14 protein-coding genes and 1 other RNA gene are annotated in these 16,182 nt (G+C 63.6%); 7 read left to right on the plus strand and 8 right to left on the minus strand.

Annotation, left to right across the window (positions count from 1 at the left end; genetic code table 11):
- Positions 1-1,098: a protein-L-isoaspartate(D-aspartate) O-methyltransferase gene (locus tag NCR98_RS07780; protein WP_250525905.1), complete on the minus strand. Its 1,098-nt coding sequence runs from the start codon at positions 1,096-1,098 to the stop codon at positions 1-3.
- A complete protein-coding gene (gene surE, locus NCR98_RS07785) occupies positions 1,095-1,853 on the minus strand; it encodes a 5'/3'-nucleotidase SurE (RefSeq protein WP_244825347.1) in 759 nt (252 codons plus the stop codon). The genes NCR98_RS07780 and surE overlap by 4 nt, the downstream gene beginning before the upstream one ends.
- Positions 1,854-1,956: 103 nt before the next feature.
- Here surE and NCR98_RS07790 point away from each other — a divergent pair, with 103 nt between their 5' ends.
- Positions 1,957-2,931, plus strand: a complete 975-nt coding sequence (locus NCR98_RS07790) for an NADPH:quinone oxidoreductase family protein (RefSeq protein WP_244825348.1) — start codon at positions 1,957-1,959, stop codon at positions 2,929-2,931.
- A gap of 131 nt (positions 2,932-3,062) precedes the next feature.
- Here the strand turns inward: NCR98_RS07790 and NCR98_RS07795 are convergent, their stop codons facing one another.
- The 6 genes from NCR98_RS07795 to ffs all read right to left on the minus strand — a co-directional run bounded on the left by NCR98_RS07795 (position 3,063) and on the right by ffs (position 9,068).
- Entirely contained in the window at positions 3,063-4,268 is a 1,206-nt protein-coding gene (locus NCR98_RS07795; RefSeq protein ID WP_244825349.1) for a CaiB/BaiF CoA transferase family protein, read from the minus strand.
- 21 nt (positions 4,269-4,289) lie between these two features.
- Entirely contained in the window at positions 4,290-4,514 is a 225-nt protein-coding gene (locus NCR98_RS07800; protein ID WP_014191626.1) for a DUF1653 domain-containing protein, read from the minus strand.
- A gap of 22 nt (positions 4,515-4,536) precedes the next feature.
- Entirely contained in the window at positions 4,537-5,133 is a 597-nt protein-coding gene (recR, locus tag NCR98_RS07805; protein ID WP_244825350.1) for a recombination mediator RecR, read from the minus strand.
- Between the two features lie 59 nt (positions 5,134-5,192).
- Positions 5,193-5,519 (minus strand): YbaB/EbfC family nucleoid-associated protein, encoded by a 327-nt coding sequence (locus tag NCR98_RS07810; protein ID WP_244825351.1) that lies wholly within the window; start codon positions 5,517-5,519, stop codon positions 5,193-5,195.
- Positions 5,520-5,637: 118 nt separating this feature from the next.
- A complete protein-coding gene (gene dnaX / locus NCR98_RS07815) occupies positions 5,638-8,784 on the minus strand; it encodes a DNA polymerase III subunit gamma/tau (protein ID WP_250525906.1) in 3,147 nt (1,048 codons plus the stop codon).
- A gap of 185 nt (positions 8,785-8,969) precedes the next feature.
- Positions 8,970-9,068: signal recognition particle sRNA small type (gene ffs / locus NCR98_RS07820), an RNA gene on the minus strand.
- Between the two features lie 347 nt (positions 9,069-9,415).
- Between ffs and trxA the strand changes: the two genes are divergently transcribed.
- The 6 genes from trxA to NCR98_RS07850 all read left to right on the plus strand — a co-directional run bounded on the left by trxA (position 9,416) and on the right by NCR98_RS07850 (position 16,090).
- The gene (gene trxA, locus NCR98_RS07825; RefSeq protein ID WP_008349330.1) at positions 9,416-9,742 is read left to right on the plus strand and encodes a thioredoxin TrxA; all 327 of its coding nucleotides are present in this window, start codon (positions 9,416-9,418) and stop codon (positions 9,740-9,742) included.
- A 240-nt stretch (positions 9,743-9,982) separates the two neighbouring features.
- Positions 9,983-11,248: a transcription termination factor Rho gene (rho, locus tag NCR98_RS07830; protein ID WP_244825353.1), complete on the plus strand. Its 1,266-nt coding sequence runs from the start codon at positions 9,983-9,985 to the stop codon at positions 11,246-11,248.
- Between the two features lie 210 nt (positions 11,249-11,458).
- Positions 11,459-12,283 (plus strand): M90 family metallopeptidase, encoded by an 825-nt coding sequence (locus tag NCR98_RS07835; RefSeq protein ID WP_250464981.1) that lies wholly within the window; start codon positions 11,459-11,461, stop codon positions 12,281-12,283.
- Positions 12,284-12,417: 134 nt separating this feature from the next.
- Entirely contained in the window at positions 12,418-12,672 is a 255-nt protein-coding gene (locus NCR98_RS07840; protein WP_016345518.1) for a type B 50S ribosomal protein L31, read from the plus strand.
- 256 nt (positions 12,673-12,928) lie between these two features.
- Positions 12,929-14,692, plus strand: coding sequence for an ArnT family glycosyltransferase (locus NCR98_RS07845; protein WP_250525907.1), 1,764 nt, complete (start codon positions 12,929-12,931; stop codon positions 14,690-14,692).
- Positions 14,693-14,731: 39 nt separating this feature from the next.
- A complete protein-coding gene (locus tag NCR98_RS07850) occupies positions 14,732-16,090 on the plus strand; it encodes an MATE family efflux transporter (protein ID WP_250525937.1) in 1,359 nt (452 codons plus the stop codon).
- Positions 16,091-16,182: the final 92 nt, after the last annotated feature.

Consider the following 16,182-nt stretch of genomic DNA (forward strand, 5'->3'; position numbering starts at 1 on the left):
TCAAATCACTCCGGATTTTAAAGGTACAAAAAAAACGCGATCGAGCTGCGACTCCCGCCATTGCGTGGCCGACACGCGCGTGACGAGCGTGAGCACCTGCGACTGCGCGGCCTGCGAGCCCACCGGCGCGACGAGCCTGCCGCCTATCGCCAGTTGTTCGAGCAAGGCCTGCGGCACGTCGAGTCCCGCGCACGCGATCACGATGGCATCGAACGGCGCCGCGGCAGCCAGTCCGAGCCGCCCGTCGCCGTAATGCAGCCGGATGTTCGGCACACGCAGCGGCCGAAGATTGAGCTTGGCGCGTTCGGACAACGGCCGCACGCGCTCGATCGAATAAACCTCGGTCGCGACCTGCGACAGCACCGCTGCCTGATAGCCGCAACCGGTGCCGATTTCCAGCACCTTGTCCAACGTGCGCCCGGCCGCGACCAGTTCGATCATGCGCGCGACCACCGACGGCTTGGAGATGGTCTGATGGTGACCGATCGGCAGCGCGGCATCTTCGTAAGCCTGCGCGGCGAGGCCGGGGTCGACGAACATATGGCGCGGCACGACCGACATGGCGTTCAGCACGCGCGGGTCGGTCACGCCGTTCGTGCGCAGGCGTTCGACCATGCGCTCGCGCACCCGTTCCGAGGTGAGCGTCTGCGTGCTGGCGAATGCCACGTTGGGCGCGCCCTTTTTCGTGGCCGTCGATGCCGCGTTCAGATCGCGTCCGGCGGGACGCTGCGCGGTGCGCAATGCACTCGTTCGGGGATGCGGCGCCTGGGCCGGACTGCGATTCGCGCCCGGAACCGGTTTCGCGGTTCCACTTGCCGGTTTGGTAGCGGCCTTGGCGACGGAATTGATGACAGGCTGGGCTGCCGAGCGCACCGGAAAAACCGTGGTCGCGGACTTGGCGGATGCCGCCGCGCTCGCCGGATTCTTGAGCGCTGAAGCCGCGCCGCGCGCACTGCCCGGCTTCGCGGCAGCGGCTTTCGTGGTCGATACCGCCGCTGACTTGGCGCGCGCGTCCTGCGTGCGGCCGGCCGGCTTGCGCGGCTCGCGCACGAGGTCCGCGAGCGCCAGCGGGAAGCGCTTGGCGCGCTCGTCGCTCATGAGCGACGGCTCCCGGCTTGCGCCCATTCGCGGGTCTCGGCCATGAGTTTCGTGTGAGTCAGGTCGAGCTGCAGCGGCGTGATCGAAACGAAGCCGTTCGCGACTGCGTGAAAGTCGGTGCCTTCGCTGGCGTCGAGCGCGTCGCCCGACGGGCCGATCCAGTAGATCGGGTTGCCGCGCGGGTCGGTCTGGCGAATCACCGGCTGCGACGGATGCCGCTTGCCCAGACGCGTGACCTTCCACTCGCGCAGTTGGTCGTACGGCAGGCTCGGAATATTGACGTTCAGAAGCGGATGACCCGGCATGGGGTGATCCAGAAAGTGCGCGACGATTTCCGCGGCCACGCGCGCCGCATCTTCTAGATGCAGCCAGTCACGCCCGACGAGCGAAAACGCGATCGCCGGAATGCCGAACATGAAGCCTTCGGTGGCGGCCGCGACCGTGCCGGAATAGAGCGTGTCCTCGCCGACATTCTGGCCGTTGTTGATCCCTGACACGACGAGATCGGGCCGCGCTTCGAGCATGCCGGTGAGCGCGATATGCACCGAGTCGGTTGGCGTGCCGTTCACGAAGTTGAAACCGTTAGCCGACTGATGCACGCTCAATGGCCGCGACAACGTGAGCGAGTTGGACGAGCCGCTGCAGTTCTGCTCCGGCGCCATCACCGTTACTTCGCCGAGCGGCTGCAAGGCGTCGTGCAGCACGTTGATGCCGCGCGCCAGGTAGCCGTCGTCGTTGCTGAGTAGGATTCGCATCCGGCGATTGTAACCGAGGAAACATGACGCGCCCACGCTTTGCGGGGTCGCGCACAGACAGCCGTCTGCCCTACACTTGGCGCCAGCCCATCAAGGAGGACACATGCGCGCCGTTCGATGCAACCAACACGGATTACCCGATACGCTCACCGTCGAAACGCTGCCGGATTTGCACCCCGAAGCCGGGGAAATCGTCATCGATGTGAAGGCCGCGAGCGTGAATTTTCCCGATGTACTGATCATCCAGAACAAGTACCAGTTCAAACCGCCGCTGCCATTTACGCCGGGTGCGGAACTCGCGGGAATCGTGCGTGAGGTGGGTGCGGGCGTCACGCGCGTGAAACCTGGCATGCGCGTCGCGGCTTACACCGCGCAAGGGGCATTCGCGCAACAGGCGCGTGCTCGGGAAACGGATTGCGTCGTGCTGCCCGACGACGTCGACCTCGCGCTCGCCGCGGCCTTCACGCTTGCCTACGGCACGTCCTATCACGCGCTCGTGGATCGCGGCGCGCTCAAGTCGGGCGAGACGCTCCTCGTGCTCGGCGCGGCGGGCGGCGTCGGCGTCGCGGCCATTCAGATCGGCAAGATTCTCGGCGCGCGCGTGATCGCGGCGGCATCGAGCGCGGAAAAGCTCGCGTTCTGTCGCGAGCAAGGCGCGGATGAAATCATCGACTATCGAAACGAAGACTTGCGCGAGCGCGTCAAGGCGCTCACCCATGGCCAAGGTCCCGATGTCATATTCGATCCGGTGGGCGGCGCCTATGCCGAACCGGCGTTTCGCAGCATCGGCTGGCGCGGGCGTTATCTCGTGGTCGGCTTCGCCAACGGCGAGATCCCGAAGCTGCCGCTCAACCTCGCGTTGTTGAAGGGCGCGAGCATCGTCGGCGTGTTCTGGGGCGATCACATGCGCCGCGAACACGCGATCGCCGATACCGAATTTGCCACCATGGTCGACTGGATCAAGGCCGGCAAGTTGCTGCCGGTGGTGACCAAACGCTATCCGCTCGATGCAACCGCGCAAGCCCTCGATGACATGATGAACCGGCGCGTGACGGGGAAGATCGTGATCGAGCCTTGAGGCGGTTCGAAGGTTGGTCGTGGGCTACAGTGCATGCGCGACGCCCTGCCCCATGCGCAAGCCGGCGCCGGTGTCGCGGCCATCTGCGGGCCGCCGCGAGAGTTCGCGCTTTTTTACGCGTAACGACTTCTTCAGATCACGTTCGCCGCACGCAACCGCGCGATGTCGTCCTCGGCATACCCAAGCGACCGAAGCACTTCATCCGTATGTTCGCCGAGTTGCGGCCCGAGCCAGCGCGTCTCGCCAGGCGTCTCGGACAGCTTCGGCGTCACGTTCGGCAGCGTGATCTCACGGCCGTCCTGCCACGGAAAACGCTGCAGCATTTGACGCGCGATGTACTGCGGATCGGTGAACATGTCGGCTACGCTGTAGATACGGCCAGCGGGTACATCGGCGGCGTTGAGCACGGCGAGCGCCTCGTCGATACTGCGCGTCGACAGCCACGCGGCGATGGCATCGTCGATTTCCTGCGTGCGTGGCACGCGGCCATCGTTCGAAGCGAGCGCGGGATCGTCGGCGAGATCGGCGCGGTCGATTGCCGTCATCAACCGCTTGAAAATGGGATCGCTATTGCCGCCAATGACAATGCTGCCGTCGCGGCACGGATAGGTATTCGACGGCACGATGCCCGGCAGCGACGCGCCGGTGCGCTCGCGCACCATGCCATAGACGCCGTACTCGGGCACCACGCTTTCCATCATGTTGAAGACGGCTTCGTAGAGCGCGACATCGACCACCTGCCCTTTGCCGCCATTCACCTGCCGATGATGCAGCGCCATCAACGCGCCGATCACGCCGTGCAGCGCGGCAATGGAGTCGCCAATGGAAATGCCGATGCGCGGCGGCGGTAACTCGGGATAGCCCGTGATATGACGCAAGCCGCCCATCGATTCGGCGATCGCGCCAAAGCCCGGTCTGTCGCGATACGGCCCGGTCTGGCCGTATCCCGAGAGCCGCACCATCACGAGACCGGGGTTTTCGGCAGAAAGCACCTCATAGCCGAGCCCAAGTTTTTCGAGCAAGCCCGGCCGAAAATTTTCGACGACGATATCCGCTTCTTTCGCCAGCCGCCGCACGATCTCCTTGCCCTCTTCGGCCTTCAGATTGATCGTCACGGACTTCTTGTTGCGCGCCTGTACCGCCCACCAGAGGGACGTTCCGCCCACTTCAGGGTAAAGCTTGCGCCACTTGCGCAGCGGATCGCCGCCCTTCGGATCTTCGATCTTGATGACATCCGCGCCGAATTCGCCCATGAAGCGCGCCGCGAACGGTCCCGCGATGAGCGTGCCGAGTTCCAGCACCTTGACGCCGGCAAGCGGGCCCGTCGATGCGGTCATGTCGTTCGTCTCCGCCAATTTTTAAAGTGGGATGTCGAGTGGCTTGAAGCGCGGCGCGCCGTCGGCGAGCGTCTCGTTGAACATCGCGGCGGGCCGGACCCATAAACCGCGATCATGCGGCCAGAGATGCTCGTAGACGATCATGGCTTCCTCGGTTTCCGAGTGCCGCGCGACGCCGATCACGCGATACAGCCCGCCCTTGTAATGTCGATGCGTCGCGAGCGCGAGTGCTTCGGTTTCTGTCATCGATGCAGTCCTTGATCTTTTCTCACACCGAGCGGCGGTCGAGCATCGCGCGGGCGATGGTGCCGGCATCGACGTATTCGAGTTCGCCGCCCACCGGTACGCCGCGCGCGAGCCGCGTGACCTTCAGCCCTTTCGACTTGAGCGTCTGTGCCAGATAGTGCGCGGTCGCCTCGCCTTCATTCGTGAAGTTGGTGGCAAGCACCACTTCATTCACGGTGCCGTCGAGCGCGCGGTTGATGAGCCGCTCGAAGTGAATTTCTTTCGGCCCGATGCCGTCGAGCGGACTCAGCCGGCCCATCAACACGAAGTAGAGCCCGCGATACGTGAGCGTCTGCTCCAGCATGATCTGATCGGCCGGCGTCTCGACGACGCATAGGAGCGCGGAATCGCGTTCTTCGTCGCTGCATACTTCGCAGATGTCGGCTTCGGTGAAGGTATTGCACTTCTCGCAGTGCTTCAGATGCCCGGTCGCGAACAACAGCGCGTTGCCGAGTTTGTCGGCGCCCGCGCGGTCGTGCTGCATCAGGTGATACGCCATGCGCTGCGCCGACTTCGGGCCGACGCCGGGCAGCGCACGCAGCGCTTCGACGAGCGCCGACAAGGCGGATGGTTGTTTCATGTGTCCTCATGGGCGGGCCGAAAGCGCGGCAAACGCCGCGTGCGCCTTCGGCCACGCGCTTAAAACGGCAGCTTGAAGCCGGGCGGCATGGGCATGCCGGCCGTCATGCCGCCCATCTTTTCCTGCGTGGTGGCTTCGGCCTTGCGCACGGCGTCGTTGAACGCGGCGGCAACCAGGTCTTCGAGCATGTCCTTGTCGTCGGCGAGCAGGCTCGGGTCGATCTGCACGCGGCGCACGTCGTTCTTGCAGGTCATCGTCACCTTGACGAGACCGGCGCCGGACTGGCCTTCGACCTCGATCAGCGCGAGCTGATCCTGCATCTTCTTCATGTTTTCCTGCATTTGCTGAGCTTGCTTCATCAGCCCGGCGAGTTGGTTCTTCATCATGATTCGGCTCCTTGAAACGGATAGTGCGTATGACGGGCAGACGCTCAGGCGAAAATGCCCGTGCGCCCGGTTGATTCGTTCGCGGCGCGGCTTCTGACGGCGCGCCTCGCGGGATGGCTTATCTTACAGAAGACGCGCCCGAAGGATTCGCGCCCGTTGCGGCAACCGGCTTGATCGATCCCTGCACGATGCTCGCGCCGAAATCGCGAATGAGCGATTGCACGAACGGGTCTTGCCTGATTTCCTGCTCGGCTTGCTGCTGGCGTTTCGCGCGTTCGGCGGCGTCGAGCGCGGCGGCGGTGCGGCGTGCGGGCGCAACCGACACATTGACCTCGAGCGCGCGGCCGAGTTTCTCCGTGAGAGCGGTCTTGAGCTTGGCGACTTGCGCGGCGTCCGCGTATTGCGGCACGGGAACGACGAGCGTGAGCGAACTGGCGTCGCAGGCGGTCAGTTCGCTGTTGAACGCGAGCTGGTATGCGATGCCCTTGAGCGGCAGATCGACCGCGAGCGTCGCCCATTCTCCCGCGATGCCGATAGGGTCGAGCGGCACGGCGGGCGGCAGCGGCGTGGCGTCGATCTTCGGCGCGGGCTTCGCTGCGGGCGCGGGTTCGTTGCCGAAGCGCATGTCGTCCGGTGCGCTATCGAACGCGGGCATGTAGCCGTCGTCGGGAGCGGCGGAGAAGTATTCATCCTCCGATCCGGGCGGCGGGTAGTCGTCGGGCGGCATGTCTTCCCAAGGAGGGATGACCTTGGGGCTTGCTTTCGCGTTGGCGTCATTGCCGGCGCGAGCGGCATTGTCGACGCTAGCGTTCGTGTTGGTGTTGGTGTTGGCGCTACCGTTGCCCTTGCTGTCGACGCGAACGTTGCCGCCCACGCCGGCGCTGCGCCCGCGAACGCCATTGTCGAGGCCGACGTTGCTCCCGCCAATGGCATCAGCACCCGCGTTGTCTGCCGCGGGCGTCGCCTGTACGTCAGAGCCCGCGCTGGCGCGCGGCGCGACGCGGCGCGGCGTCGGCACGGGAACCGAGGGCTTCGGCACGGCAAATTTCGTTGCAGCAGGAGCGCCCGCTGGCGCGGCCGCCGCGCCTCTTCCACCGCGATCCGATGAAAGTCGCATGCCCGCACTACGCAATACTTCGAGCGCGTCCCTCGCGCCACCTGCGGCGCTGCGCGGCGCGACTGATCCGGCAGACGGCGACGCGGTTTCGGACGCGCCGTTATTAGAAGCCTCGTCTACAGCTTGCCGAGCCGCGGCAGAAAGCGGCGCCGATGCGACTGGCACTTCGTCGGACACAACGTCTCGTGCATTCCCGACAGCAGACGGCGTATTGGCCTGAACGATCTCTCCTGTGCCTTGCGCGAGCGGCGATTCGGCGGCCTCGGCTACAGAAGGCGACTCGGCAGAGTCGGCCTTCCGCACATCTGAAGATGCGGCGCTCGGCGTGGCCGAATCGAAGTCTTTCCGCGCCACTGGTGCATCGCTTGAAGATGCGATGGTGTTCAGAGGCGCGGCCGAATCGGCAGCGGCCGCGGCAATATCCCGTGCGCCTGGAGGCGTGGCGCTATCTGCAACAGGAGCGGGATTAGCAGTGGCCGTCTGCGCGCCTGAAGATGCGGCGCTGTCCGACACCAAAGCTGAATGACCGACGTCCGCTCTCGATGCGCTTGACAAGCCAGCCGTGTTTGCAAGCGCAGTCGAATCGCCAGAGGTCGCGTTCTTCGCGCCCGAAGGAGCGGCACTTCCTCCGGCGTCCCGCAAGTCCGCGGAACCGGCGTAAGCCGCACGCGATGCCGCATCCGCCATCGCCGATTCTCGTGCATCGGACGCGCCGACTGGCTTCGCGACTGATTCAGCCGATTCGACACTGCGCTTCGCTTCAGCGCCCGCAAGCTCGTCGGATGCGTCACGTGGCCCGACTTTCGCCGAGGTCGCAGACCGTGCGCCATGCATGTCCAAATCGGAAGCAGCCGCTTCACCTGACTCAGCCAACTTCTCAAAAGAACGGTCGCTAATCTGGTGCCGCGCGCCCGCTCGATCCGCCAAAACTCCATCGCGAGCCACCGGTGCCGGCGCCACGGCCCGCTCCGCCATAGCTCCCGCGAGCGCCGCATTGCGCGCGCCCTTCACGCTTTGCGGCGCGCTCACCACGAGCCCGCCACCGCCACCTCCGCCCGGCCCGCCAGCGGGTTCGAACGCGAGCATGCGCAGAAGCGTCATGGTGAAGCCCGCGTATTCATCTGGCGCGAGGCCCAGTTCGCTGCGTCCGACGGTCGCGATCTGATAGAACAACTGAACCTGTTCGGCCGACAAGCCCTCGGCGAATCGACGAATATCTCCCGCCTCCGGCCACTCGTCCAGCACCGATGCCGGCGCGAACTGCGCCCACGCAATCCGATGCAGCAAGCTCGCCAGATCCTGCAACGCGGTCGAGAACGAGAGACTGCGCAAAGCCATTTCATCGGCGATGGCGAGCACGCCCGCGCCATCGCTTGCGGCGAGGGCATCGAGCAGACGGATCAGATAGCTTTGATCCAGCGCGCCGAGCATGCCGCGCACGGCTTCCTCGGTCACCTGATTGGCCGAATAGGCGATAGCCTGATCGGTCAGCGAAAGCGCGTCGCGCATGCTGCCGTCCGCCGCGCGCGACAACAACCGCAGCGCCTGCACTTCGAAAGCAATGCTCTCTTGCTGGAGGATGTTCTCCAGATGCGACACGATATGCCCCGCAGGCATCTGCTTCAGATTGAACTGGAGGCAGCGCGACAGCACGGTGACCGGAATCTTCTGCGGATCGGTCGTGGCGAGAATGAACTTCACATGGGGAGGCGGCTCTTCCAACGTCTTCAACATGGCGTTGAACGCGTGGTTCGTGAGCATGTGCACTTCGTCGATCATGTAGACCTTGAAGCGCGCGTCGACCGGTGCATAAACCGCGCGCTCGAGCAGCGCCGCCATTTCGTCGACACCGCGATTGCTCGCCGCATCCATTTCGACGTAATCGACGAAACGGCCTTCGTCGATTTCCCGGCAAGCGCGGCACACGCCGCACGGCTTCGAGGTCACGCCGGTTTCACAGTTGAGCGCTTTTGCAAAGATGCGCGAAAGCGTGGTCTTGCCGACGCCGCGCGTACCGGTGAAAAGATACGCGTGATGCAGGCGTCCACCGTCGAGCGCGTGCGTGAGCGCACGAACGACGTGCTCCTGGCCGACGAGCGACTCGAACGATTTCGGCCGCCATTTGCGTGCGAGAACTTGATAGGTCATGCGCGAAATTGTATCAGCAACGACTAGCGGCAAACGCCGCCGAAAGCGGCTGTCCGGCGCATCCGGAGCACGCGTGAAGAAGCGGATTCAAGTCGCGTAGATGCGAGCGAATCGACTAAAAACTAGAGGAGAGTGAAGCAGGAAACCGCGGAGATTGAAGCCGGAAAAACGCAAATAAAGCGGAAGGTGACGAGCCCGACCCTCGGCACTGGTGGAAAGCGGCTGTGGCTGCTTCGTTCCCGACCTGACCAGGTTGACCGCGCCACCATGCGAGGAGGCCCGTCACGTCGAATCATATCACGCCGATAGCCGCGCCCGATAGACCTCGCGAGCACGCCGCCGACGCCATGCAGCTCCGCTCTTGCATTGCCCGAATGCGCCTCCAGCTGAGCAATGAAGGGCTGCGCGACGGCGCCTATCGGCATCGGCGACAGATAGCAAATTAAGCTAAGATGAGCGTTGAATCACGTGCGGCGCATGCTTCATCGTCCATGCGGCTAGTCCGCAAGGCTCGTCAGACGTGGTAAGCCGGCTTCGTCTCGCCCAAGCGGCGACGAAAATCTTTTACTGTTTTGGTGTATCGTGGCGAGCATTCAAACGCGGGCCTCGAATCAATAGAGGTATTCAGACAATGAGCGAATCAATCAAGCACATCAGCGACGCATCTTTCGAACAAGACGTCGTCAAGTCGGACAAACCTGTTCTGCTCGATTTCTGGGCCGAGTGGTGCGGTCCGTGCAAGATGATTGCCCCGATCCTCGATGAAGTCGCAAAGGATTACGGCGATCGCCTGCAAATCGCGAAGATCAACGTCGACGAGCATCAATCGACGCCGGTGAAGTTCGGCGTGCGCGGTATCCCCACGCTGATCCTGTTCAAGAACGGCGCAGTGGCCGCGCAGAAGGTCGGCGCGCTGTCGAAGTCGCAGTTGACCGCGTTCCTGGACAGCAACCTGTAATAGCTCGACCGGTTCGGAGCCAGCATCGTCGGCCTTTGAACCGCGCTTGAACCACAGCGCCGATGTTGTCCACCGACAACATCGGCGCCAAAGCCCCGCCCCCGGCCAACCTAAGGCTCGCGTCGCGTGTGCTATGCTAGAATTACAAGAGTTCAAGAAGTACTAAGTCCTAGAGCGGTTCCGCTCACCTCTTCTCCCAAATCTTTCTGTCGTACCTCTTCTCCCTGGCGGGAAATCCGTATGCATTTATCCGAGCTCAAGTCTCAGCACGTGTCTGCACTGATCGAGATGGCCAATGGCCTCGAGATCGAAAATGCGAACCGCCTGCGCAAGCAGGAACTCATGTTCGCCATACTTAAAAAGCGCGCCAAGGGTGGCGACACGATTTTCGGCGACGGCACGCTCGAAGTGTTGCCCGACGGCTTCGGCTTCTTGCGTTCACCCGAGACTTCGTATCTCGCGAGTACGGACGACATCTATATCAGCCCGTCGCAGATTCGCCGCTTCAATCTGCACACCGGCGACACCATCGAAGGCGAAGTGCGCACGCCGAAAGACGGCGAGCGCTATTTCGCGCTGGTGAAGGTCGACAAAGTCAACGGGCAGCCGCCCGAGGCCTCGAAACATAAGATCATGTTCGAGAACCTCACGCCGCTGCATCCGAATAAGCCGTTGCCGCTCGAGCGCGAAATGCGCGGCGAGGAAAACGTCACCGGCCGGATCATCGACATGATCTCGCCTATCGGCAAGGGCCAGCGCGGTCTGCTCGTGGCGTCGCCGAAGTCGGGCAAGACGGTGATGCTTCAGCACATCGCGCATGCCATCAAGTCGAACCACCCGGATATCGTGCTGTTCGTGCTGCTCATCGACGAGCGTCCGGAAGAAGTCACGGAAATGCAGCGTTCGGTCAAGGGCGAAGTAATCGCTTCCACCTTCGACGAACCTGCCGCGCGCCACGTCCAAGTCGCGGAAATGGTGATCGAAAAGGCCAAGCGCCTGGTCGAAATGAAGCACGATGTCGTGATTCTGCTCGACTCCATCACGCGTCTCGCGCGCGCCTACAACACGGTCGTGCCGGCCTCTGGCAAGGTGCTGACGGGCGGTGTCGACGCCAACGCGCTGCAGCGTCCGAAGCGCTTCTTCGGCGCCGCGCGCAATATCGAGGAAGGCGGGTCGCTCACGATCATCGGCACCGCGCTGATCGAAACCGGCAGCCGCATGGACGACGTGATCTACGAAGAGTTCAAGGGCACCGGCAACATGGAAGTGCACCTGGAACGGCGTCTCGCGGAAAAGCGCGTGTATCCGTCGATCAATCTGAACAAGTCGGGCACGCGCCGCGAGGAACTGCTGATCAAGCCGGACCTGCTGCAAAAGGTTTGGGTGCTGCGCAAGTTCATTCACGACATGGACGAAGTCGAAGCCATGGAATTCCTGCTCGACAAGATCCGTCAGACGAAGAGCAATTCCGAGTTCTTCGACTTGATGCGGCGTGGTGGCAGCTGATTTGCCATTCGCTTATGCGTCGAAAAAAAAACCGCCTGCCTTTGGTCAGGCGGTTTTTTTATGTCGTACTGTCGGCTGATGTCGATTCGCGTTTGCCGGCCACTCTATCCGCGTGCGACAGCTCCAGCCGATCCCGCAAGCAGCGCATTCTGCCCACGATCCTCCCCCATCCGTACAATCCGGTCTATCGCGCTTCCACCGCCTCGATCGATGACCAATCCCTTCACCCGCTGGTTCGGCGCGCAACGCCGCGAGCGCACGCTGCGCAAATACGCGATCGACGAAAGCCTGTGGCGGCGCACCCTCGATGCCTATCCGTGCTTCGGCCACCTGAATCCGGCCGACCTCGAACGTCTGCGCGAGACCGCGAGTCTCTTCATCGCGCAAAAAGAATTCTCGACCGCGCACGATCTCGAACTGACCGACGCCATGATCGTCTCCATCGCCGCGCAAGCCTGTCTGCCCGTCCTCAACCTCAGTCTCGACCTTTATCGCGGCTGGGTCGGCGTGATTGTCTATCCGGGCGAGTTCGTCATCAAAAAGACGGTGGAAGATCAGGACGGCGTCGTGCACGAAGTGGAACACGATGCCAGCGGCGAAGCATGGGAAGGCGGCCCGGTCGTGCTCTCGTGGGAAGATGCCCAGATGGCCGATGGCGCCGACGCCTACAACGTGGTGATCCACGAATTCGCCCACAAGATCGACATGGTGAACGGCGAGGCCGATGGTCATCCGCCGCTCTATCGACGCTGGCACGCGCCGCTCGACTCGACCGCGTGGGCCGATGTCTTCGATAACGCCTATGACCAATTCTGCGCCCGCGTCGACGCGGTGCCGCAGCGCCGTTTCGGCCGCTTCGAGCGCGAATCGCTGATCGATCCCTACGCGACGGATCATCCGTCCGAGTTTTTCGCGGTCTGCAGCGAGGCGTTGTTCGTTACGCCGAAACCCTTCGAAGCGGAGTATCCCGAGTTGTATCGCCTGCTTGCGCGCTATTACCGGCAGGACCCGGCGGGCGTCGGCGCCCTCTTCTAAAGCTTCCCAAAAAGATGTCAAGGGTCTGATTTTCTGGCATAATCGCCGTTTTTCGACCCTAGGCAAGTGACTCGCACAAGCGCCTTGAACTCAAGACGCAACGGGTTGGCTACCGCCAGATACCAGGAAATACCATGAAAGAAGGCATTCACCCGAATTATCGCGAAGTTCTGTTCGTCGACATGTCGAACGACTTCCGTTTCGTGACCCGCTCGACCATCCAGACGCGCGAAACCGCCGAATTCAACGGCAAGTCGTACCCGCTCGCGAAGATCGAAGTGTCGTCGGAATCGCATCCGTTTTACACCGGTCAGCAAAAGATCATGGACACGGCAGGCCGCGTCGAGAAGTTCAACAACAAGTTCGCTCGCTTCTCCACCAAGAAGTAAGACGGACCACCGCTTCAGCAAAAAGGGCAGCTCTGGCTGCCCTTTTTTGTCTCTGCCGTTTCCATGATGCTGCACGGCAAAACGGTAAGGGTTGTTGCACGGCGTTACCGCGAGCCCGTCGACACTGACGCACTCCGAGGCGCGCGTCTACAATGCCGGATGCTCTGGCCCCCGCCGCGCTTGCACGCACCTGGCAACCTACCCGCACGCACCAACGCACGGCGCACTGCCCGTTTCTCTCGATAAGCCCTCACGCATGCGATCTGTCGTTCGTCTGACCGCCTCCGCCACCAGCGCCCTGCCGCGCTGGCTGCTGCTCGCCATCTGTATCGTCTACGCGTCGTTCGGGCTGTTCGGCCGCGACCCGTGGAAGAACGAGGACGCGGCGGGCTTCGGCGTGATGTGGACGATGGCCAACGGCGACGCGCGCGACTGGCTGCTGCCCAATCTCGTCGGCAAGGCGCTCACGGGCGACGGCCCGCTGATGTACTGGCTCGGGGCATCGTCGATCCGGATCCTGAGTCCGTGGGTCGATGCCAGCAACGCCTCGCGCGTGGTCACGGGCCTGCTCTTCACCATCGCGTGCGCGTTCGTCTGGTACACGGCCTATCTGCTTGGCCGGCGCGACGAAGCCCAGCCATTCAAATACGCGTTCGGCGGCGAACCCGAGCCGCGCGACTACGGCCGCACGCTCGCCGACGGCGCCCTGCTGATTCTCCTCGCCTGCTTCGGGCTCGCCGAGCGCGGTCACGAAACCACGCCGCAGCTCGCGCAGTTTGCCGGCACCGCGATGCTCATCTACGGCCTCGTTCGCAGCATCGACAAGCCGATTCACGGTGCGCTCGTGTGGGGCGCGGCAATCGGCGTGGTCGGCTTGTCGAGCTCGCCCGTGCTGGTGTTCGCGCTTTTGCTATGCACGCTTGCAATGACCATCATCGTGCGTCAGGTGCGCGCCGCGCCGCTGCTGATCTACGGCCTGCCCGTCGCCGTCGTGCTGATCGCCGTGTGGGTGCTGCCGACGCTGCATTTCTTCCCCGACGACGGCGAATGGTGGCTGCGTCAATGGTGGCGCAACAGCTTCGATACTTTCTCCGGGCCGCCATCGCTCGTGTTCGGCTACGCGATGAAGAACCTGCCGCTCTTCACCTGGCCCGCCTGGCCGCTTGCAATCTGGGCCTTCGTGAGCTGGGGCGGCATGCGCCGCTCGCCGCACGTCGCCGTGCCCTTGTCCGTGATCGGACCGCTGCTCGTGCTCGTCGTGCTGCAGGCGCGCGAAACCAATCGCCTCTTCTTGCTGCTGCTGCCGCCGCTGTCCGTGCTCGCGACTTTCGCGCTGCCGACCTTGAAACGCGGCGCGATCAACGCGATCGACTGGTTCGCCATGCTCAGTTTCACGATCATCGGCACGCTCGTCTGGCTCGTGTGGACGGCCGGCATGTTCGGCTTTCCCGCGCCCATGGCCCGCAATCTCGCACGCCTCGCGCCCGGTTTTCATCCCGAATTCAAACTCATTTCGTTCATCTGCGCGGTCGCGGTGACGGCGTGCTGGTTCCTGCTCGCGCGCTGGCGGCTTGCACGCCATCCGAAGGTGCTGTGGCGCAGCGTCGTGCTATCGAGCGCGGGCACCACGCTGATGTGGGTCTTGCTCATGACTTTATGGCTGCCGGTCGTCAACTACAGCCGGACGTATCGCGATGTCGCGGAGCAGATCGCCGATCATCTTCCGCCCGACTACAACTGCATCTCGCCCGCACGTCTCGGCGACGCGCAGATCGCCACCTTCGCGTACTTCGGCGGCATGCACTTCGCGTTCGACGAAGATTGCGACGTGGTGCTGCGTCAGGATCGCGCGGATTACGGCGATCCGCCGTCCATCTCGGCGTTCGAATGGAAGCTCGTCTGGGAAGGCCGGCGCGTGGCCGACCGCGACGAGCGCTTCCGCCTCTACGTGCGCATTGCGCGCCCCACGCCGCCGGTCAAGAAGCCGCTGCGTCCGAAAAGCCTGCGCCGGGTGCAATAACGCATGGGCGCCGCCGTGTCTTCCAAAGCCGCCACGGGCATGCTGAGCGATGTCCGCAAGATCGGCGCGCTTGCCTGGCCCGTGCTGATCGGCCAGCTTGCGGTGATCGCGTTCGGCGTGATCGATACCGCGATGGTCGGCCGCTTCTCCGCCACCGATCTCGCGGCGCTCGGGCTCGGTTCGTCCGTCTATATCTCGGTGTATATCGGCTTGACGGGCATTCTCGTCGCGCTCCAGCCGATTGCCGGACAACTCTTCGGCGCGGGCCGCGAGGCGGAAATCGGCGAGGAAACGCGGCAGGCGCTGTGGCTCGCTTCGGTACTCATGGTGATCGGCTTCGTGCTGCTCTACTTTCCCGAACCGCTGCTGAGTCTCGCGAAAGCGCCGCCCGCGCTACATGACCGCACGGTGGACTACTTGCGCATTCTCTCGTTCGGGCTGCCCGCGAGTCTCGTGTTTCGCGTGTATAGCTCGCTGGCGAACGCGGTCGGCAAACCGCGGCTCGTGATGTTTCTGCAAGTCGGCGGGCTCGTGCTCAAGTTTCCGCTCAATACATGGTTCATCTTCGGCGGTTTCGGCGTGCCCGCGCTCGGCGGTCCCGGCTGCGCGCTTGCGAGCACGCTCATCAACTGGGCGCTCGCCATCGTCGGAATCACGGTGCTGCTGCGCGTGGAATTCTTCCGGCCGTTCGGCATCTTCGCGCGCTTTTGCTGGCCCGTGTGGAAGCGGCAGATGGCGCTGCTGCGTCTCGGCATTCCGATGGGGCTTTCGTATCTCATCGAAGTGACGTCGTACACGTTCATGGCGCTCTTCATCTCGCGCTTCGGCACGACCACGCTCGCGGGACATCAGATCGCGGGCAACCTCGGCGCGGTGCTCTACATGACGCCGCTTGCCATCGGGATCGCGTCGTCGACGCTGGTGTCGCAGGCGCTCGGCGCAAAGCGTCTGGACGACGCGGCCTCGATCTCGCGGCACGGCATCGGCATGGCGTGCGTGCTGGCGCTGGTGTACGGCGTGATCCTGCTTGCCGCGCGGCCGCAGATCATCGCCGCCTACACGCCTGACGCCCACGTGATCGCCGCCGCGATGCCGCTCGTCTTCATCATCTTCTTCTATCACCTCTGCGACGCGCTGCAGATCACCACGGCGTTCATCCTGCGGGCGTACAAGGTCACGCTCGTGCCGACCGTCATCTACGCAATCGCGCTGTGGGGTATCGGCCTCGGCGGCGGCTATCTGCTCGGCTTCGATGTCGGCGGCATGGTGCCCGAGTGGCTGCAAGGCGCGCGCGGCTTCTGGATAGCCAATACGGTGAGTCTCGGCGTGGCGGGCATCGGCCTCTTTCTGTACTGGCGGCGCGTGAGTACGCGGCATCGCAACGTGGCGACGCGCTGAGAATCGCCGAAATGCGTCAACGCAACCGATTCGTCGCAAGAATGGCGTAGGGCTCCAGTAAAATCGCGCGGACAAGAATTACTCGGAACGAG

This window comes from Caballeronia sp. GAWG2-1, from assembly GCF_023631405.1.
Taxonomy (GTDB): Bacteria; Pseudomonadota; Gammaproteobacteria; order Burkholderiales; family Burkholderiaceae; genus Caballeronia.

Bases quoted from the DNA above. Each gene is read 5' to 3' on its own strand.
- NCR98_RS07790 (WP_244825348.1), top strand. From the start codon at position 1,957: ATGCGCGCCGTTCGATGCAACCAACACGGATTACCCGATACGCTCACC.
- NCR98_RS07850 (WP_250525937.1), top strand. From the start codon at position 14,732: ATGCTGAGCGATGTCCGCAAGATCGGCGCGCTTGCCTGGCCCGTGCTG.
- trxA (WP_008349330.1), top strand. From the start codon at position 9,416: ATGAGCGAATCAATCAAGCACATCAGCGACGCATCTTTCGAACAAGAC.
- NCR98_RS07810 (WP_244825351.1), bottom strand. From the start codon at position 5,519: ATGATGAAGAACCAACTCGCCGGGCTGATGAAGCAAGCTCAGCAAATG.
- NCR98_RS07840 (WP_016345518.1), top strand. From the start codon at position 12,418: ATGAAAGAAGGCATTCACCCGAATTATCGCGAAGTTCTGTTCGTCGAC.
- NCR98_RS07780 (WP_250525905.1), bottom strand. From the start codon at position 1,098: ATGAGCGACGAGCGCGCCAAGCGCTTCCCGCTGGCGCTCGCGGACCTC.
- NCR98_RS07835 (WP_250464981.1), top strand. From the start codon at position 11,459: ATGACCAATCCCTTCACCCGCTGGTTCGGCGCGCAACGCCGCGAGCGC.
- recR (WP_244825350.1), bottom strand. From the start codon at position 5,133: ATGAAACAACCATCCGCCTTGTCGGCGCTCGTCGAAGCGCTGCGTGCG.
- NCR98_RS07800 (WP_014191626.1), bottom strand. From the start codon at position 4,514: ATGACAGAAACCGAAGCACTCGCGCTCGCGACGCATCGACATTACAAG.
- NCR98_RS07795 (WP_244825349.1), bottom strand. From the start codon at position 4,268: ATGACCGCATCGACGGGCCCGCTTGCCGGCGTCAAGGTGCTGGAACTC.
- surE (WP_244825347.1), bottom strand. From the start codon at position 1,853: ATGCGAATCCTACTCAGCAACGACGACGGCTACCTGGCGCGCGGCATC.
- dnaX (WP_250525906.1), bottom strand. From the start codon at position 8,784: ATGACCTATCAAGTTCTCGCACGCAAATGGCGGCCGAAATCGTTCGAG.
- rho (WP_244825353.1), top strand. From the start codon at position 9,983: ATGCATTTATCCGAGCTCAAGTCTCAGCACGTGTCTGCACTGATCGAG.
- NCR98_RS07845 (WP_250525907.1), top strand. From the start codon at position 12,929: ATGCGATCTGTCGTTCGTCTGACCGCCTCCGCCACCAGCGCCCTGCCG.